Origin of the sequence: Micromonospora ureilytica, assembly GCF_015751765.1 — a bacterium.
GTDB lineage: Bacteria > Actinomycetota > Actinomycetes > Mycobacteriales > Micromonosporaceae > Micromonospora > Micromonospora ureilytica.
Genome location: NZ_JADOTX010000001.1, coordinates 6483405 through 6502610, shown reverse-complemented (window position 1 = coordinate 6502610; position 19206 = coordinate 6483405). Strand labels below are relative to the sequence as shown.

Sequence of the window (19206 nt, the reverse complement as noted above, 5' to 3'; positions counted from 1 at the left end):
GTCTCAGGCCTCCACCAGGTAGGAGAAGACGCTCTCCAGGGACTCGTCGGACGGCACCAGCTGGCGCACCCGGATGCCTTTGCTCAGTGCGATCCGGGGTAGCGCCCGGGTGAAGGCGCCGTAGTCACCGGCCCGCACGGTCAGGCCGGTGGGGTCCAGCTCGACCCCACTCACCGACGCCTCGGCGATCAGCGCGACGGCCAGCGCCCGGTCGTCGGTGGAACGCACCGCGAAGACGTGCGGGCGGTTGGTCATCAACCGGCGGATGGTCCGGAAGTCGCCGGAGGCGGCCAACCGGCCGGCCACCATCACCTGCACCGTGCCGGAGACCTGCTCGACCTCCTCCAGGATGTGCGAGCTGAACAGGATCGTCCGGCCGGCGTCACCCAGGGTGTGCAGCAGCTGCATCATGTGCAGCCGCTGGCGCGGGTCCATTCCGTTGAACGGCTCGTCGAGCAACAGCACCTGCGGGTCGTGCACCAATGCGGCGGCAACCCGGGCCCGCTGCCGCATGCCCTTGGAGTACGTGCCGATCCGGCGGTCCTGCGCCGACTCCAGCTCGACCAGATCGATCGCCCGTCGCGCCGCAGCCGCAGGATCGGGCAGCCGGTGCAGCTTCGCGCTGGCCAGCACGAACTCGTACGCGGTGAGGAAACCCTGCACCGCCTCCCGTTCGCTGACCAGCCCCAGCCGCCGGTAGACGTCGGGGTTGCGCCAGGTCGGCTGGTCGTCGAGGGTGACAGTGCCACGTGACGGGGCGAGGAAGCCGGCCATCATGTGCAGCAGCGTGGTCTTGCCGGCGCCGTTCGGGCCGAGCAGACCCGTCACGCCCGCGCCGAGGACCATGCTGATGTCGTTGACCGCGACCACGTTGCCGTACCACCGGGACACCCCGGTCAGGCTCAGCGTGCTCATCAGGAGGCGACCTTCCGGTAGCGGGCCAGCAGGAGGGCTGTCGCGCCGGCGACCAGCAGCACCGCGGCCAGGGCGTAGACCGGGCCGAACCCGCCGATCATCATCTCGCCCGGATCGCCCTCGACCAGCAGGTCACCCAGCGACCAGATGCCCACCCCCTGCACCAGCGTGGAGGGCGAGGCGAGCCCGGCCAGTTCGTTGGCGGCGCGCGACGGCAGGATGCTCAGCACCCCGACGATCGGGGTGGTCATCAGGAAGACCGCCACCACCCCACCGGCGGCGAAGGCGCGCTTGCCGGTCAGCGAGGCGACCAGCAGCCCGACCGAGGCGAAGACCACGGCCCACAGCCCGGCGTAGAGCAGCCCGGGCAGCAGGTCGAGCAGCTCGTTCCACACCCCGCGCATGCCCTGCTTGGTGGTGAACGCGGCACCCAGGAACATCAGCAGCTGGGGGCCGCCGAGCAGCAGCCAGAGCGCGGTGACCAGCGCCAGCAGCTTGGCCAGCGCGTAGTCGGTGCGCGGCAGCGGCCGGGAGAAGTACAGCGGCAGCACACCGCTGCGCAGGTCCCGAGAGACCAGCTCCGGAGCGACGACCGCGACGAAGAAGATGACCAGCCAGCTCATCGCGTCGGCGAACTGGGCGTACGTGGCGACCGGCTCACCGATCTGGCTGCGTACCGCGGCCAGGGCCACCGCGACCAGGGTGACGATGCCGACCACCAGCCACGGGAAGATCTTGGCCTTGGCGCTGCGCCCGAACCCGAATGCGGTGCGCAGACCGTGCAGGTAGAGCGCGCCGAAGACCTGCCGACGGCCCAACCTCGGGCCCTCGTAGCGCTGGTAGCCGATGTCGTGGATGACGCCGGTCGGCGCGGGGCGCACGGCGGCGGTGGACGGCTCAGGCATGAGTGAGCTCCCTCGTGGCGAAGAGTTCGGCCACCCGGTGCCGGCGCTGGTCCAGTCGGTGCAGTGGCAGGTCCAGTTCGGCGACCGCACCGAGGATCAGGTCGTAGGTGCCGTCGTCGGCGAGCGGCACGAGCAGCAGTCGCCCGTCCCGGGCGACTGGCAGCTTCAGCTCGGCGAGTCGGGCGGCGAGCTCCTCGGTGCCCTCGCTGACCTCCACGGCGAGCACGTCGGTGGCCGTGGTCATCGCGGAGATGTTGTCGGCGCGCAGCAACCGGCCGCCGTCGATGGCGATCAGCGTGTCGCAGATCCGCTCGACCTCGCCGAGCAGGTGCGAGCAGACCAGCACGGAGATGCCGAACTCGGTGCCGATCCGGTGCACCAGGGCCAGCATGGCGTCACGGCCGGCCGGGTCCAGGCCGTTGGTCGGCTCGTCCAGCAACAGCAGGTCGGGGTCGTGCACCAGCGCCTGGGCCAGCTTGACGCGCTGCTTCATGCCGGTCGAGTAGCCACCGACCGGGCGGTAGCGCTCCTCGTAGAGCCCCACGTGCCGCAGCGCCTCCGAGGCCCGCTCACGAGCCGCGGTGCGGGGCAGACCGCTCATCCGGCCGAGGTGGGTGACCAGCTCGGCGGCGGACAGGTCAGGTGGGAGGCAGTCGTGCTCCGGCATGTAGCCGACCCGGTTGCGGACAGCCGCCGGGTCTGCGGTCGGGTCGATGCCGAGCACCGAGACCTGACCGCTGGTTGGTGCGATCAGGCCGAGCAGAATCTTGATCAAGGTGGATTTGCCGGCGCCGTTCGCGCCCACCAAGCCGATGATCCCGGGCTCGACGGCGACGGTGAGGTCGGCGAGTGCGGTGACCCGACCTCCGTACGTCTTGGTGAGCGACTGGGTCGCGATCAGTGTCACGCGCCCAGCGTAGGGAGTCGATGCCCACCAGGAACACCGGCACGCCCCGGGCGCTCCCCTGATTCCTTGCCCCGGCGGACCCCTAAGGTCCTAGCGGAGGCGGCTGCGACGTTTCCGCCGGTCCCGCATTCGCCCCGACCCCGCCTGAAGAAAGAGACATCCGGGGTGACACCATTCACCTCCCGTTCACCAGGCATCGACCCGCCCGGTGATCGACCTATGACGCGGGAGGGATCCTGATGGCCGAGGTGGGCGTCCCCAAGGTGAGCGTCGTGGTGCCGGCGTACAACTGCGGCCCGCACATCGAGAAGCTCGCCGCCTCGTTGCTGCGCCAGTCACTGCCCGCGGACGAGTTCGAAGCGATCTTCGTCGACGACGGCTCGACCGACGACACGGCCGAGCGACTGGATCGGCTGGCCGCTGAGCACCCGCACATCAGGGTGCTGCACATCGAGAACTCCGGCTGGCCGTCGCGTCCGCGCAACCTCGGCGTCGAGCACGCCCGGGGCGAGTACGTCTTCTTCGCCGACGACGACGACTGGTTCGCCGACGAGGCGCTGGAGCGGCTGCACGCGTGCGCGAAGGCGAACGACGCGGACATCGTGGTCGGGAAGATGGCCGGGTACGGGCGTCCCGTGCCACGGGAGCTGTTCCGGAAGAACCGCTTCGACGCCACTCTTGGCAACTCCCCGCTGATCGACAGCCTGACCTGCCACAAGCTGTTCCGGCGGTCGTTCCTCAACGAGCACGGTCTGCGGTTCCCGGAGGGCGGCAAGCGCCGGCTGGAGGACCACTCGCTTGTCGTCCGGGCCTACTTCCTGTCCCGGCGCACCTCGGTGCTGTCCGACTACACCTGCTACCACCACGTCCAGCGGGGCGACGCGCGTAACGTCACAGCGGGCCGGCTGGACCCGTCGAGCTACTTCGCCAGCGTGCGGGAGGCGCTGGACGTCGTGGACGCCAACACCGAGCCGGGTGCGCTGCGGGACCGGCTGCACCGGCGCTGGCTGCGCAACGAGATGCTCAGCCGACTGCGCGGCAAGCGGCTGCTGGACGCCCCCGAGGCGTGGCTGGACCAGGTCGCGCTGGAGGTCCAGAAGATCATCCAGGACCGATTCGCCCCTGGCGTCGCGGGCGGGCTGCCGCCCCTGCTCCGCGCCGTGGCGTACCTGGCGGAGCGGGGCCGCGTCGCGGACCTGCGCAGGCTTGCCTCCTGGGAGGCGGGCATCGCCGCACACGGCACGATCGACGAACTCCGGCAGGCCGACCACGCCGTCACGGTGACCGTCGCCGCCGAACTGCGCTCCGCGGACCAGCCGGTCGGCTTCCAGGCCGACGACGGCCGCGACGTGCTGATGCTCCCGATGGAGGAGATCGCCCCCGAGGTGCTCGACGCCACCGCGCAGGTGCGCAAGGCCCGCCTGGACCTGGTGGCCCGCCACCGGGAGACCGGCGCCGAGATCTTCCTTCCGAACACCTTCCAGACCGAGCGGATCACCGGTACGACCGGAGCGGACACCGTCCACCTGGTGCACCGGGCCACCGCCACGATCGATTTCGCCGCCCTCAACGGAGGCCGAACCAGGGGCAGCTGGCTGCTCAAGGCCCGGATCACCAACGTGGGCTGGACCGAGGACGCGCGACTGCCGCTGGTGTTCATCTGCCGGGCCGACGGCTCGCGACCCCGGATCCGGGACGAGCGGAAGGTGTGGAACCGGCTGCGGTCGGCGGTAGGCCGGCGGATCAAGCGCTGATCCGCCCGCCGGGGTCCGGGAGTGGCGCCCTCGACCGATCGGCGGTCGGCTGCGAAACTGTGTGCCGGTCAGCGAGTGGGGGGTGTGGATGAGCAACGGCTGGGTGCTGCCCGACGAGGTGCTACGGGACGCACCGGCGTACACGCCACGTCCCGGTGAGCTCGCGGATCTGGAGCTGCTGCTGACCGGCGCGTACGCCCCTCTGACCGGCTTCATGACCCGCGCCGACCTGGTCTCGGTCAGCCGACGCGCCCGGCTGGCCGACGGCACACCGTGGCAGGTAGCGGTCGTTCTCCAGGTGCCGGCCGCACTGGCGCAGAGCTTCGATCCGCGCGACCCGGCCCGCCGGGCGCTCGTGCTGACCGACGGGGAGGGCGCGCCGGCGGCCGCCCTGGACGTGGCCGACGTCTGGCCGGTGCGCGAGGGCGTGGCCGGGGTGGGCGGCCAGGTCCGGCGACTGGGCGACGGTGGGCACGGTCCGTTCCAGCGACTGCGTCGCAACCCGGAGGAGGTCCGCGCGCTGCTGCCCCCGGGCCGGGTGCTCGGGGTGATCGCCGATCGGCCCCTGCATCGGCCGCAGCTCGCCCAGATCGCCCATGCCGCCCGCACCCTTGCCGCTCATCTACTCGTGATGATCCCGGTCGGTGAGGGCGGCGTCGACGGGCTCCCACCGGAGGCGCTGGTCCGTACGATCTTCGCCGCGCGGGACCGGATGCCGCCCGCCACCCTGGTCGCGGTGCCGCTGTCGCACCGACGCGAGGAGATCAGTGACGCGTTGCTGCGCGCCCGGGTCTCCGCCGCGTACGGGGTCACCCACCTGCTCTCCACCGGGGACATGCTTTCCGGCGCCGGGCTGCGGGTGCTGGTGCCGCGCGAACTGGCGTACGACAACCGGGACGGGCAGTGGCGTTGGCGGGAGGACATCCCACCGCGCAACCGTCGGCTCGCGCTGACCCAGCCGGAGATCGACGACCTGCTCGACCGGGGTTTCCCGCTACCGGAGTGGCACACTCCGCCCGCTGTGGCGCGGGAGTTGGCCCGGGCCCGGCCGCCGCGTCGGCAGCGAGGGCTGGTGGTCTTCCTGACCGGTCTCTCCGGCTCCGGCAAGTCGACAATCGCCCGAGGGCTGGCGGACGCGTTACGGGAGAGCGGCGACCGCACACTCACCCTGCTCGACGGGGACGTGGTGCGCCGGGAGCTCTCCGCCGGGCTGGGCTTCAGCAAGGCCGATCGCGATCTCAACGTGCGGCGGATCGGCTGGGTGGCCGCCGAGATCGCCCGGCACCGTGGGGTGGGCATCTGCTGCCCGATCGCCCCGTACGCGGCGGCTCGCGCCACCGCCCGGGAGATGGCCCTCGCCGCCGGGGCGGGTTTCGTGCTTGTGCACGTGGCCACCCCGCTGGAGGTGTGCGAGCAACGGGACCGCAAGGGCCTGTACGCGCGAGCGCGGGCCGGCCTGCTCACCGGGATGACCGGCATCGACGATCCGTACGAGGAGCCGACCGACGCCGATCTGGTGCTCGACACCACCGACCTGAGCGTGGCGGACGCGGTCCAGGCCGTGCTGCACCATCTGACCGAGACCGGCTGGGTGGAGCTGACGATCGCGTCGGCCTGAGGCGTCGCCGTACCCGTTCCTTCCACAGCTGACCGGCACGCGCTAGTGTTCATCTTTGTTGGAACACGTTTGACTGCGTGAGATACGTGGACGCTCGGGGAGGCACGGCTGATGCTCGCTCAACAGCGGCAGGCCGCCATCCTGGAGCGGGTCCGCTCGACCGGCGGCGTCCGGGTCAGCGACCTGGCAGGCGAGTTCGGCGTCTCCGACATGACCATCCGGCGTGACCTGGACGCGCTGCACGAGCGCGGCCTGCTGGCCAAGGTGCACGGCGGCGCCACCACAACCGGGCCGAGCTCGACCGACGAGCCGGGTTTCCGCGCCAAGTCGGTCCGCCAACTGCCGGAGAAGGCGGCCATCGCCGACCGGGCCGCTCAGCTGGTCCGGCCAGGAGCGGCGGTCGCGCTCTCCGCCGGCACCACCACGGCCGAGCTGGCCCGCAGGCTGGTGAACGTGCCCGAGCTGACCGTCGTGACCAACTCGCTGCCGGTGGCCGAGATCATGCACGCCGGGGGCCGCCCGGACCAGACGGTGGTGCTCACCGGGGGCGTACGCACACCGTCGGACGCGCTTGTCGGTCCGCTCGCGGTCGGGGCGGTCCGGGCACTGCACCTGGATCTGCTCTTCCTGGGCGTCCACGGCATCACCGAGCGGGCCGGCTTCACCACCCCGAACCTCATGGAGGCGGAGACCGATCGGGCGCTCGTGGCCGCGGCGGACCAACTGGTGGTGCTCGCCGACCACACCAAGTGGGGCAGTGTGGGCATCTCCTCGATCGTCGAGTTGGCGGCGGCCCACGTACTGGTCAGCGACGACCGGTTGCCTCCATCCGCACGACGGGTACTCGGCGAACACGTGGGCGAACTGATCATGGTGAAGGCGACAAGGGGCGGGCCGCGTGACGCGCACGCCGACAACTGAGGGGACAGCGCCGTGAAGCGCACCGCGATCGACCTGGCCGACGGCCGGGAGCTGATCTACTTCGACGAGCGCGACGACGCGGTCCGCGACCAGCCGGACCGCCGGGACCTGCCGCCGCCTCCCCCCGCGTCGCAGCTGCGCTACGACCCGCTGACCGACGAGTGGGTGGCGGTCGCCGTGCACCGGCAGACCCGCATGTTCCTCCCGCCGGCGAACGAGTGCCCCCTCGACCCGTCGGTGGGCGACCGGCTGACCGAGATCCCCGCCCCCGACTACGACGTGGTGGTCTTCGAGAACCGGTTCCCGTCGCTGAGCGGTCGGGTGGCCGAGGAGCCCGGGGAGATCACCCCGTTCACACCGGTCCGGCCGGGCCTCGGCCGGTGCGAGGTGGTCTGCTTCACCTCCGACCACAACTCCTCCTTCGCCAGCCTGCCCCCGCGCCGGGTCCGCACCGTGCTGGACGCGCTCGCCGACCGCACCGAGGTGCTCGGCGCGCTGCCCGGCGTCGAGCAGGTCTTCTGCTTCGAGAACCGGGGCGTCGAAATCGGTGTCACGCTGCACCACCCGCACGGGCAGATCTACGCGTACCCTTTCGTGACGCCGCGCACCCGCGCGCTGCTGGCCGCGGCACGCCGGCACGCCGAGCGGACCGGTGGGGGCAACCTGTACGCGGACGTGCTGGCCGCCGAGCGCGCCACCGGTGACCGGGTGGTCGCCGAGAACGAACACTGGACGGCGTTCGTCCCGGCGGCCGCGCGCTGGCCGTTCGAGGTGCACGTCGCGCCGCACCGCGTGGTGCCGGATATCCCGGCGCTCAGCGACAGCGAGCGGGACGCCTTCGGGCCGCTCTACCTGGATCTGCTGCGCCGCTTCGACGGCCTGTTCGACATGCCGATGCCATACATCTCGGCCTGGCACCAGGCGCCGGTGCGGATCGACCGCGAGCTGGGCCACCTGCACCTACAGCTGTTCAGCATCCGGCGGGCCACGGACAAGCTGAAGTACCTGGCGGGCTCCGAGTCCGGGATGGGCGTCTTCATCAACGACATCGCCCCGGAACGCGCCGCCGACCTGCTGCGCGCCGCCTGAACGCTCCCGGCCAGGCAACAATTGCACGCCGACGGGCTCGCGGACGTGCGGGCTCGCGGGGCGTTCGGCACGGCCGTGAGCGCGGCCCGACCTCCCACCCCACACGGCAGGAAGCGTGATGTCTGTGAGTCATCGTGATGACTCACAGACATCACTCTCTCTGGAGTGCCCGCCGGCCGGCACCGTCGACGGCATCAGCCCTGCTGTGCGCGCGGCCTGGGCTTGGCGGGAAACAGGGCGCGGGGGGCCCGGGACAGGGCCCCCCGCAGGGAAGGGACGGCTGGCTGTGCACGGCACAGCCGAGAAGGCTGGCTGATCGGCGCACGGGTGCCGCGGGTCGACCGAGGTCAACCTTCCTGGACTCGACTGGCATCTCGTCCATCCTGGTCAACGAGGCGCGCCGGCCGCAGTGACGCCGACCGGCGCGGCGGCGCCGGACACGCCGAAGCCCGCCGGCAGAGGTGCCGACGGGCTCCGATGACGCGGTACGCCTGGATCAGGCGGCGATCTTGCGGGCCAGGTTCTCGTCGAGCGCGTTCATGAACTCGTCGGTGGTCAGCCACGGGGCGTCCCGCGAGATGAGCAGCGAGAGGTCCTTGGTCATCTGACCGCCCTCGACGGTGTCGACGATGACCTGCTCCAGGGTGTTGGCGAACTCGGTGACCGTCGGCGTGCCGTCCAGCTTGCCCCGGTGGGCCAGGCCCCGGGTCCAGGCGTAGATCGACGCGATCGGGTTGGTCGAGGTCTTCTCACCCTTCTGGTACTGCCGGTAGTGCCGGGTGACAGTGCCGTGCGCGGCCTCGGCCTCGACGGTCCGGCCGTCCGGGGAGAGCAGGACGGAGGTCATCAGACCCAGCGAGCCGAAGCCCTGCGCGACGGTGTCGGACTGCACGTCACCGTCGTAGTTCTTGCAGGCCCAGACGTAGCCGCCCTCCCACTTGAGCGCGGCGGCGACCATGTCGTCGATGAGCCGGTGCTCGTAGGTGATGCCGGCGGCGTCGAACTCGGCCTTGAACTCGGCCTCGAACACCTCGGCGAAGAGGTCCTTGAACCGGCCGTCGTACGCCTTGAGGATGGTGTTCTTGGTGGACAGGTAGACCGGGTAGTTGCGGTCCAGTCCGTACCGGAACGACGCCCGGGCGAAGTCCCGGATCGACTCGTCGTAGTTGTACATGCCCATGGCGATGCCGCCGCCGGGGAAGTTGGCGACCTCCATCTCCATCGGCGCGCCGCCGTCGGCCGGGGTGTAGGTGATGGTCACCGTGCCCGGGCCGGGGACGACGAAGTCGGTGGCCTTGTACTGGTCACCGTGGGCGTGCCGGCCGATGATGATCGGCTTGGTCCAGCCGGGGACCAGCCGCGGCACGTTGGACATGATGATCGGCTCACGGAAGACGACGCCGCCGAGGATGTTGCGGATGGTGCCGTTGGGCGACCGCCACATCTTCTTCAGGCCGAACTCCTCGACCCGGGCCTCGTCCGGGGTGATGGTCGCGCACTTGACGCCGACGCCGTGCTCCTTGATGGCGTTGGCGGCGTCGATGGTGACCTGGTCGTCGGTCTCGTCGCGGTGCTGGATCGACAGGTCGTAGTAGTGCAGGTCGACGTCGAGGTAGGGCAGGATCAGCTGCTCCCGGATCTGCTTCCAGATGATCCGGGTCATCTCGTCGCCGTCGAGTTCTACGACCGGGTTGTTTACCTTGATCTTCGCCATCGGCCGGCGCTCCTCTCGGGGGACACGTGCTCAAGCAGTACGAGCGTACTGCAATTGGGCCGGCAGCCCCCAGCCGGCCTCGACCGGCCGGCGGAACCGGGCTGCGCGGAACAGGAATGCCCTGGAATCATCGTCCGATGCCACTGAACCGCACCCTCGGGTCTATCACGGTCACCGCACTCACCGATGGTGAGGGTGCCTTCTTCCAGCCCCGCGCGGAGGCGTTTCCGCAGGCCACGGCGGCGCACTGGGCGGAGGCCGACCGGCGCGACCCCGGGTCGGTGACCGCCGACGGGCAGTGGTGGCTGCCGTTCCGCAGCTTCGCGATCCGCGCCGGCGACGGGCCGGTCACACTCGTCGACACCGGAATCGGCCCGACCGACGCACCCGCCGCGAGCTGGGCGCCGGTGCCGGGCCGGATGCCCGCCGAGTTGGCCGCCGCGGGCATCGACCCGGCCGACGTCGACACGGTCGTCCTGACCCACCTGCACAGCGACCACATCGGCTGGGCGGTCACCGGCACGCCGGGGCGGCCGTACTTCCCGAACGCGAGCTACCTGGTGCAACGCGCCGAACTCGACGCGGCGGAGACGCTCAACCCGGGGCTTCCGGCCGGCCTCATCGCGCCCTTGCGCGCCGCCGGCCAGCTCCGGGTGGTCGACGGGGAAACCGCTCTCACCCCAGCGGTACGTCTGTTGCCCACCCCCGGCCACACCCCCGGTCACCAGTCGGTGCTCCTGACCTCGGCCGACGAGCGGATGCTGCTCACCGGCGACCTCCTGGTGCACATGGTGCAACTGGTCGACCCCACACTGGCGTACGCCCACGAGGAAGACCCGGACCAAGCCCGCATCTCCCGCCTGACCACCCTCCGAACCCACTCCCCCACCCTCCTAGCCACCCCCCACCTCTCCACCCCCTTCACCCCCCTTACAGGCGGTTGATCATGGGGTTAACGAGGCTGTTGATCTCCATCACCCCCGCTAACCCCATGATCAACCGTGGGTAGGCGGGTGGGGGTGGGGGTGGGGGCGGGGTGGGGACGGGGAAGGGCGCGCCGGGGGTTGCCGGCGCGCCCTTCGGTGGTGCTGTGGTTCGGGGGACTACATGCTGGAGATGTCGCCCTGCTTGGCGCGGACCGCTTCGGCGGCCGCCAGGAGGCTGGCGCGCTCGTCGGCGTCCAGGTCGGTCTCGACGACCCGCTTGACACCCTCGGCGCCGATCTCGGCCTCGACACCCAGGTAGACGCCGGAGATGCCGTACTCGCCGTCGACCCAGGCGCAGACCGGCATGACGTCGCCGGAGTCCTCCGCGACAGCCTTCGCCATCCGGGCCGCGGCGGCGGACGGGGCGTAGTAGGCCGAACCGGTCTTGAGCAGCGCGACCACCTCGGCGCCACCGTTGCGGGTCTTGACGACCAACTCCTCGATCTGCTCGGCCGGCATCGCGTCACGCAGCGGCTTGCCGTTGACGGTGCTCTTCGACGGCACCGGGACCATGGTGTCGCCGTGCGAGCCCAGGGTCAGCGTGCGTACCGACGCCACCGGCACGTTCAGCGCCTCGGCGACGAAGTTGCTGAACCGGGCGGTGTCGAGCATGCCGGCCTGGCCGAGCACGCGGTTCTTCGGGAACTGGGTGGCGAGCTGCGCCAGCGCGGTCATCTCGTCCAGCGGGTTGGAGACCACGATGACGACGGCGTTCGGGGCGTACTTGGCGACGTTCTCGGCGACCTGGCGGACGATCTTGGCGTTGGTCTCCAGCAGGTCCATCCGGCTCATGCCGGGCTTGCGCGGCAGACCAGCGGTGATCACGACAACGTCGGAGCCCTCGATCTGCTCGTAGCCCTCACCGTTGGGGCCGGTGGTGACACCGACGACCTTGGTCTCGAAGCCCTCGATGGCCCGGGACTGGTTGAGGTCGAGTGCGAGGCCCGCGGGCTTGCCCTCCACGATGTCGGTGATCACTACGGTGTCGAAGACGTCGTACTCGGCCAGGCGCTGTGCGGTGGTGGAGCCGTAGAAGCCAGCCCCGACGACAGTGACCTTCTTACCCATGGTCGTCCCACTCCCTGATACCAGTCGGTTTTCCGGACCGTATCAGTCATCCTGGCACCGATCGGGCCAGGGGCGGCGGCCGTCGCCGGGATGGGGCGAACGTCACCGCCGTCCTGGTTGGGCGCTACCGATGTGCGGGTCAGCCGCGCTCGGCGCGCTCCACGACGTTGCTGAGCAGCATGGCCCGGGTCATCGGGCCCACGCCGCCGGGCATGGGGACCAGCCCGCCAGCCGTCTCGGCCACCCCGGGGTCGACGTCGCCGGTGTAGCGGCCCTTGCCGTCCGCGCCGATCACGCGGGTGATGCCGACGTCCACCACCACCGCACCGGGGCTGATCATGTCGGCGGTGAGCAGGCCCGGTACGCCGGCCGCGACGATGACGATGTCGGCGGCACGGGTGTGCGAGGCGAGGTCCAGGGTGCCGGTGTGGCAGAGGGTGACGGTGGCGTTCTCGCTGCGCCTGGTGAGCAGCAGGCCGAGCGGCCGGCCGACGGTGTTGCCGCGACCGACCACCGCGACGGTGGCGCCGCGCAGCGCCACGTCGTGCCGGCGGAGCAGCTCGACGATGCCGCGGGGGGTGCACGGCAGCGGGCCGTCGTAGCCGAGCACGAGCCGGCCCAGGTTGACGGGGTGCAGGCCGTCGGCGTCCTTGTCCGGGTCGATCAACTCCAGCACCCGCTGGGTGTCGAGGTGGGCCGGCAGCGGCAACTGGACGATGTAGCCGTGGCACGCCGGGTCGGCGTTCAGCTCGGCCAGTACGTCGTCGACCTGCTGTTGGGTGGCGTCGGCCGGCAGTTCGCGGCGGATCGAGGCGATGCCCACCTCGGCGCAGTCGCGGTGCTTGCCGTTGACGTACGCCTGGCTGCCCGGGTCCGCCCCGACCAGGACCGTGCCGAGCCCGGGGATGATGCCGCGTTCCGCGAGTGCCTTCACGCGAATGCGCAGCTCGTCCTTGATTTCCGCTGCGGTTGCCTTGCCGTCCAGAAGCGTCGCCGTCACGACCAGATCGTCTCACGGCCAGCACCCGTGGTTCAGACGACCTCGGTCGGGCCGTCCGCCGCCAGTGCCCTGTCGCCAGCCACCGGGGCGGCCGGGCCGAGTTGAGCGGACCACCATCGGCGTGACCGTGTGTGACGTGTTGCTAGTCACTCTCGGTCACAATCTGTGGATTCGATCACGGTCGAACCAGACAGACCGGGCCGATGCCACGGACACCGGACCGTCGCCTCAGAAGGTGCCGGCCGAACCCAGGCGCGTCCATACACCTCGTCAACGACCCGAATATCGGCAGGCCACTACCGATAAACCCGGTTCCGCCTAGCAGACTCGCTCGGCCCCGACAAGCTAGGCACCCCCGGACCGTTACCCACTCGCAACCGCGTCGTTGTCGAAGGCCCGTCGCCGACCTACCGTTACCGCTTGTTGCGCAGCGTAACCCAGCGTCGGGCCTGACTGCGCAGCGTGAGGAGATGAGGAGGCTCAATGCGAGTTCGTAGACTCGCCGCCTGGACCGCCCTCCCGCTCGCGGTGACGCTGGGCCTCGCGGCCTGCGGCAGCGGCGGAGACGGCGGATCCAGCGGCAGCGACAGTTCGGCGGTCAGCATCCAGATCGCCGAGCCGAAGCACCTGGTTCCCACAAACACCACCGAGACGTCCGGGTCACAGGTGATCGCCGGCCTGTTCAGCCCGCTCGTCGACTACGACGCCCAGAACAAGCCGTACGAGGTCGCCGCACAGTCGATCACCTCGTCCGACAACAAGGTCTGGACGATCAAGATCAAGGACGGCTTCACCTTCCACAACGGTGAGAAGGTCACGTCCCAGAACTACATCAACGCCTGGAACTACGGCGCGTACGCCCCGAACGGTCAGGACACCAACCCGTTCTTCGAGAAGATCGCTGGTTACGCCGACCTGCAGGGCAAGGCGCCGAAGGCCAAGGAGATGTCCGGCCTGAAGAAGGTCGACGACCTCACCTTCACCGTGACGCTGTCCGAGCCGTACATCGACTTCAAGACGACTCTGGGCTACAACGCGTTCTTCCCGATGCCGGACGCCGCATTCTCGGCTCCGGGCGTGCTCAAGGACTCCTACGAGCAGGCGCCGATCGGGCAGGGCCCCTTCAAGATGAAGGGCACCTGGCAGCACGACAGCAAGATCGACGTCGAGCGCTACGACGCGTACCCGGGCGAGAAGCCCAAGGTCAAGAACATCGAGTTCCGGATCTACCAGCAGCTCACCGCGGCCTACGCGGACGTCCTGGCGGACAACCTGGACGTGCTGCCCACGATCCCGACCGAGAGCCTGAGCACCGCGCCGAGCGACCTGGGTGACCGGTACAAGACCAGCCCGATGTCGTCGTTCCAGTTCCTCGCGTTCCCGACGTTCGACAAGGACTACAGCAACCCGGACGTGCGCAAGGCCATCTCGATGGCGATCGACCGTGACGAGATCACCAAGTCGGTCTTCAAGGGTTCGCAGACGTCGGCGCGCTCCTTCGTCGCGCCGGTCCTGCCGGGCTACCGGGAGGACACTGCGGGCAAGGCCGCCGAGTTCAACCCGACCGAGGCCAAGAAGCTCTACCAGGCCGCCGGCGGTCCGTCGAAGATCGTCATCTCGTACAACGGCGACGGCGGGCACAAGGACTGGGTCGACGCCACTGTCAACCAGCTCAAGACCAACCTGGGTGTGGACGCGGTCGGCTCGGTCGAGCCGAAGTTCGCCGACCTGCTGACCAAGGTCGAGAAGAAGACGCCGGTGGGTGCGTTCCGGATGGGTTGGGTCATGGACTACCCGACCATGGAGGACTACCTCGGCCCGCTGTACAGCACGAACGGCTCGTCGAACTACTACGGCTACAGCAACCCGGAGTTCGACAAGCTGGTCAAGGAGGGTTCCGCCGCCAAGACGCAGGACGAGGCGATCGCCAAGTACCAGCAGGCGGAGGACATCCTGGCCAAGGAGATGCCGGTCATCCCGCTCCGCTTCGGCGAGAACGTGTTCGGCCACTCCTCCAAGGTCAAGAACGTGGAGATGGACCTGTTCCAGCGGGTCAACCTCGTCAAGATCGAAGCAGCCAACTGAGCTGACCATGGTGTGGGCCACCCGGGCGACGAAGCCCGGGTGGCCCGGACCGCACCACCGGGGCCGGGCCGCAGCAGCGGACCCGGCGTCGGTGGTGCCGGCTTCCCCGGGCCGGACGGCACGTCTCCGATATTTCGGGTACGACCAGAGATGCCGTCCTGCGACCCTTTCGCACATTTCCGGAGAGACTGCTAAGCATGTTCCGCTACATCCTGCGGCGCCTACTGCAGATGGTCCTGGCGTTCTTCGGGACCACCCTGATCGTCTACGCGCTGACATTCGCCGGGCAGGGCGACCCGATCCAGGCGCTCGCCGGCGAACGGCCGGTGACGCCAGCCCAACGGGCCTACCTGACCGAGAAGTACAACCTTGATCAGACGGGCGTCGGCGGCTTCTTCTACCGCTACTTCGACTACGTGAAGGACCTGCTCCAGGGCAACCTGGGCGAGTCGCTCACCGGTCGGAGCATCGGTGACATCCTCCAGCAGGCCTGGCCGGTCACCGTGCGGCTCGCGCTCATCGCGCTCGCTGTGGCGATCATCTTCGGCGTCACCGCCGGGGTGCTCGCCGGCATCCGCCGGGCCAGCATCTTCGACAACTCGACGCTTGTGCTGACCCTGCTGGTGCTGGGCATCCCGACCATCGTGCTGGCGCCGCTGGCGCAGTACTTCCTCGGCGTCAAGTGGCAGCTCTTCCCACCCACCGCCGGCTCCGACCCGACGTTCTACGCGCTCCTGCTGCCCGGCATCGTGCTCGGCTCGCTGTCGTTGGCTACCGCTCTGCGGCTCACCCGGGCCTCGGTGGCGGAGAACCTGCGCGCGGACTACGTCCGGACCGCCCGGTCCAAGGGCCTGGTCAAGCGGCGCATCGTCGTCGTCCACGTGCTGCGCAACTCCCTGATCCCGGTGGTCACCTTCCTCGGTGTGGAACTGGGCAACCTGATGAGCGGCGCGATCATCACCGAGGGCGTCTTCAACATCCCCGGCGTGGGCTTCAACCTCTTCCGCGGCATCCGCACCGAGGACGGCCCCCTGGTGGTGGGCATCGTCAGCGTGCTGGTCGTGGTCTACCTGGTCTCGAACCTGGTGGTGGACGTCCTGTACGCCGTACTCGACCCGAGGATCCGCTATGAGTGATTTTGAAACTGTGGCGGCTACCGAGAACCAGGCCGCGCGACGTGGCCCCTCGGGGGAGCCGGGCACACCCAACCAGGTCGGCGCCGCGAACAAGCCCCGCAGCCTGGCCGGGGACGCCTGGCGCGACCTGCGCCGCAACCCGATCTTCTGGATCTCGCTGGCGCTGGTCGTCATCTTCAGCCTGATGGCGCTGTTCCCCGGCGTCTTCACCGCCAACAACCCGAACGACTGCCTGCTCTCCCGGCAGCACGCCGGGCCGTCCGGCGGGGCAATCTTCGGGTACGACTTCCAGGGCTGCGACACGTACTCCCGGGCGGTCTACGGCACCCGGGCGTCGCTGCTGGTCGGCTCACTCGCCGCGTTCGGCACCGGGATCATCGCGCTGGTGATCGGCATGCTGGCCGGCTACTTCGGCCGCTGGGTCGACGCGGTGCTCTCCCGGGTGATCGACGTGGTGCTCGGCATCCCGCTGCTGCTGGCCGCGATCGTGCTGCTCAAGCGGGTGTCCAGTGACAGCCAGTGGGCTCGGATCGGCGCGGTCGTCTTCGTGCTGGCCCTCCTCGGCTGGACAACCGCCGCCCGCGTGGTCCGGTCCTCGGTGATCACCGCCAAGGAGCAGGACTACGTCGCGGCGGCCCGGATGCTCGGCGCCGGCAACAGCCGGATCATGTGGCGGCACATCCTGCCGAACTCGCTGGCCCCGGCGATCGTCGTGCTGACCATCGCGCTCGGCTCGTTCATCGCGGCCGAGGCGACGCTCTCCTTCCTGGGCATCGGCCTGAAGGCACCCACCATCTCGTGGGGCCAGGACATCGACACCGGCCGGATCCACATGCGGGAGGCGGCCACCCCGTTGATCGTCCCGTCGGCCTTCCTGGCGCTGACCGTGCTGGCGTTCATCATGCTCGGCGACGCGATCCGTGACGCCTTCGACCCGAAGCTGCGGTGATCCCTCACATGCGAGCGCGAGGAGTGAGCGAAGCGAGCCCCGCAGTCGCGAGCGAAAGGCAGGCACAGTCATGACCATCAATCCCACGCCCGCCTCTGCCACACCCGAGGGCGGTCACCTGCTGGAGTTGCGGGACCTGCACGTCGAGTTCCGCACCAACGAGGGCGTCGCCCGGGTGATCAACGGGGTGTCGTACCACCTGGACGCCGGCGAGACCCTTGCCGTGCTCGGCGAATCCGGCTCAGGTAAGTCGGTCACCGCCCAGGCGATCATGGGCATCCTGGACACCCCGCCCGCGTTCGTCCGCTCCGGCCAGATCCTCTACCAGGGTGAGGACCTGCTGACCCGCTCCGAGGAGCAGCGCCGGCAGGTACGCGGCAAGGAGATCGCGATGATCTTCCAGGACGCGCTCTCCGCCCTCAACCCGGTCTTCCCGGTCGGTTGGCAGATCGGCGAGACGCTGCGCCAGCGCGCCGGCATGTCCCGAGCCGACGCTCGACGTCGTGCCGTCGAACTGATGGACCTGGTCAAGATCCCGGGTGCCGCCAAGCGGATCGGCGACTACCCGCACCAGTTCTCCGGCGGTATGCGGCAGCGCGTCATGATCGCCATGGCGTTGGCGCTGGACCCGAAGGTGCTGATCGCCGATGAGCCGACCACGGCACTCGACGTGACAGTGCAGGCCCAGATCATGGACCTGCTGGCCGACCTTCGCCGGGACCTCAACATGGCAATGATCCTGATCACCCACGACCTGGGTGTGGTCGCCGGTGTCGCGGACCGGATCGCTGTCATGTACGCCGGCCGGATCGTCGAGCACGCCGACGTCCGCCCGCTCTACAAGGCGCCCGCCCACCCGTACACCAAGGGGTTGTTGGAGTCGATCCCGCGCCTGGACGTCCGCGGCCAGGAACTGTCGACGATCAAGGGGTTGCCGCCGAACCTGATGCGCATCCCGTCCGGCTGCCCGTTCCACCCCCGGTGCCCGTACGTCCAGCAGGTCTGCGTGGACGAGGTGCCGCACGACCTGGTCCTCGGCGACGGCCGGACCAGCGCTTGCCACTTCGCGCAGGAGGTCCGTGATGACAGCGTCGCCCGCTAGCCCCGCCAAGGTCCGCGGCGAGACCATCCTCTCCGTCGACAACCTGGTGAAGCACTTCCCGATCACCCAGGGCGTGCTGTTCCAGCGGCAGATCGGGGCGGTGAAGGCCGTCGACGGGGTGAGCTTCGAGCTGCGTCGGGGCGAGACGCTCGGCGTGGTCGGCGAGTCCGGCTGCGGCAAGTCCACCCTCGCCCGGCTGCTGATGCGGTTGGAGACGCCCACCTCCGGACGCGCCACCCTGGAGGGCAAGGACCTGTTCAAGGCTTCCGGGGGCGAGCTGCGCCGGTTGCGCCGCAACATGCAGATGGTGATGCAGGACCCGTACACCTCGCTGAACCCGCGGATGACCGTCGGCGACATCATCGGCGAGCCGTTCGAGATCCACCCGGACGCCGCGCCGAAGGGCAGCAAGGCCAAGCGGGTCCAGGAACTGTTGGACCTGGTCGGGCTCAACCCGGAGCACATCAACAGGTACCCGCACCAGTTCTCCGGCGGTCAGCGTCAGCGCATCGGCATCGCCCGCGCCCTCGCGCTGAAGCCCGAGGTGATCGTCTGCGACGAGCCGGTGTCCGCGCTGGACGTCTCCATCCAGGCCCAGGTGATCAACCTGCTGAAACAGCTACAGGGCGAGCTGGGGCTCTCGTACATCTTCATCGCGCACGACCTGTCCGTGGTGCGGCACATCGCCGACCGCGTCGCGGTGATGTACCTCGGCCGGATCGTCGAGATCGGCACCGAGGACGAGATCTACGAGCGGGCCACCCACCCGTACACCCAGGCCCTGCTCTCTGCCGTGCCGGTGCCGGACCCGGAGGCCCGCGACCAGCGCAACATGATCCGGCTGGTCGGCGACGTGCCCAGCCCGGCCGACCCGCCGAGCGGGTGCCACTTCCGCACCCGCTGCTGGAAGGCCCAGGACATCTGCGCCGTCGAAGACCCGCCGACCGTGCCGAGGGCAGCGGACCCGCACCCGTCCGCCTGCCACTTCGCCGAACTCCGCCCAACCCTCCCGGCCTAACCGGCTTCCCAACTACGGTGATCATGGGGTTGACGGGCC

Annotated in this window: 16 protein-coding genes; 10 read left to right on the top strand and 6 right to left on the bottom strand. The window is 69.8% G+C overall.

From position 1 onward, the window contains the following. Positions 1-3: 3 nt before the first annotated feature. From IW248_RS29850 to IW248_RS29840, 3 genes are read right to left on the bottom strand one after another with little or no spacing between them, the layout of a single operon-like run. Positions 4-915, bottom strand: coding sequence for an ABC transporter ATP-binding protein (locus tag IW248_RS29850; protein ID WP_196929574.1), 912 nt, complete (start codon positions 913-915; stop codon positions 4-6). Next, positions 915-1820 carry an ABC transporter permease gene (locus tag IW248_RS29845; protein ID WP_196929573.1) on the bottom strand — a complete coding sequence of 302 codons (906 nt, stop codon included), beginning with the start codon at positions 1818-1820 and terminating at the stop codon, positions 915-917. The genes IW248_RS29850 and IW248_RS29845 overlap by 1 nt, the downstream gene beginning before the upstream one ends. Further along, positions 1813-2727, bottom strand: a complete 915-nt coding sequence (locus IW248_RS29840) for an ABC transporter ATP-binding protein (RefSeq protein WP_124822269.1) — start codon at positions 2725-2727, stop codon at positions 1813-1815. Before IW248_RS29840 ends, IW248_RS29845 begins: the two co-directional genes overlap by 8 nt. A 239-nt stretch (positions 2728-2966) precedes the next feature. Between IW248_RS29840 and IW248_RS29835 the strand changes: the two genes are divergently transcribed. The 4 genes from IW248_RS29835 (at position 2967) to galT (ending at position 8109) form a co-directional block, all read left to right on the top strand. Continuing rightward, positions 2967-4481 carry a glycosyltransferase family 2 protein gene (locus IW248_RS29835; RefSeq protein ID WP_196929572.1) on the top strand — a complete coding sequence of 505 codons (1515 nt, stop codon included), beginning with the start codon at positions 2967-2969 and terminating at the stop codon, positions 4479-4481. An 88-nt stretch (positions 4482-4569) separates the two neighbouring features. Next, a complete protein-coding gene (cysC, locus tag IW248_RS29830; protein ID WP_124822267.1) occupies positions 4570-6099 on the top strand; it encodes an adenylyl-sulfate kinase in 1530 nt (509 codons plus the stop codon). 111 nt (positions 6100-6210) lie between these two features. Then, positions 6211-7020: a DeoR/GlpR family DNA-binding transcription regulator gene (locus IW248_RS29825; protein ID WP_196929571.1), complete on the top strand. Its 810-nt coding sequence runs from the start codon at positions 6211-6213 to the stop codon at positions 7018-7020. A 12-nt stretch (positions 7021-7032) separates the two neighbouring features. After that, the gene (galT, locus tag IW248_RS29820) at positions 7033-8109 is read left to right on the top strand and encodes a galactose-1-phosphate uridylyltransferase (RefSeq protein WP_196929570.1); all 1077 of its coding nucleotides are present in this window, start codon (positions 7033-7035) and stop codon (positions 8107-8109) included. A 496-nt stretch (positions 8110-8605) separates the two neighbouring features. Here the strand turns inward: galT and IW248_RS29815 are convergent, their stop codons facing one another. Further along, entirely contained in the window at positions 8606-9823 is a 1218-nt protein-coding gene (locus tag IW248_RS29815; RefSeq protein WP_196929569.1) for an NADP-dependent isocitrate dehydrogenase, read from the bottom strand. A gap of 137 nt (positions 9824-9960) precedes the next feature. Here IW248_RS29815 and IW248_RS29810 point away from each other — a divergent pair, with 137 nt between their 5' ends. Beyond that, positions 9961-10767: an MBL fold metallo-hydrolase gene (locus IW248_RS29810; RefSeq protein WP_196929568.1), complete on the top strand. Its 807-nt coding sequence runs from the start codon at positions 9961-9963 to the stop codon at positions 10765-10767. A gap of 159 nt (positions 10768-10926) precedes the next feature. On the opposite strand, the gene IW248_RS29805 is transcribed toward IW248_RS29810, so the two are convergent. Together IW248_RS29805 and IW248_RS29800 are read right to left on the bottom strand one after the other, a co-directional pair. Continuing rightward, entirely contained in the window at positions 10927-11877 is a 951-nt protein-coding gene (locus IW248_RS29805; RefSeq protein ID WP_196929567.1) for a malate dehydrogenase, read from the bottom strand. 139 nt (positions 11878-12016) lie between these two features. After that, the gene (locus IW248_RS29800; protein WP_124819639.1) at positions 12017-12877 is read right to left on the bottom strand and encodes a bifunctional methylenetetrahydrofolate dehydrogenase/methenyltetrahydrofolate cyclohydrolase; all 861 of its coding nucleotides are present in this window, start codon (positions 12875-12877) and stop codon (positions 12017-12019) included. A gap of 483 nt (positions 12878-13360) precedes the next feature. Here IW248_RS29800 and IW248_RS29795 point away from each other — a divergent pair, with 483 nt between their 5' ends. The 5 genes from IW248_RS29795 (at position 13361) to IW248_RS29775 (ending at position 19167) form a co-directional block, all read left to right on the top strand. Further along, positions 13361-14962: a peptide ABC transporter substrate-binding protein gene (locus IW248_RS29795; RefSeq protein WP_196929566.1), complete on the top strand. Its 1602-nt coding sequence runs from the start codon at positions 13361-13363 to the stop codon at positions 14960-14962. A 197-nt stretch (positions 14963-15159) separates the two neighbouring features. Then, positions 15160-16098, top strand: a complete 939-nt coding sequence (locus tag IW248_RS29790) for an ABC transporter permease (protein WP_091406336.1) — start codon at positions 15160-15162, stop codon at positions 16096-16098. Beyond that, positions 16091-17047, top strand: coding sequence for an ABC transporter permease (locus tag IW248_RS29785; protein ID WP_196929565.1), 957 nt, complete (start codon positions 16091-16093; stop codon positions 17045-17047). The genes IW248_RS29790 and IW248_RS29785 overlap by 8 nt, the downstream gene beginning before the upstream one ends. A gap of 70 nt (positions 17048-17117) precedes the next feature. Beyond that, positions 17118-18149: an ABC transporter ATP-binding protein gene (locus IW248_RS29780; RefSeq protein WP_196929564.1), complete on the top strand. Its 1032-nt coding sequence runs from the start codon at positions 17118-17120 to the stop codon at positions 18147-18149. Continuing rightward, entirely contained in the window at positions 18130-19167 is a 1038-nt protein-coding gene (locus IW248_RS29775) for an ABC transporter ATP-binding protein (protein WP_196929563.1), read from the top strand. The genes IW248_RS29780 and IW248_RS29775 overlap by 20 nt, the downstream gene beginning before the upstream one ends. Positions 19168-19206: the final 39 nt, after the last annotated feature.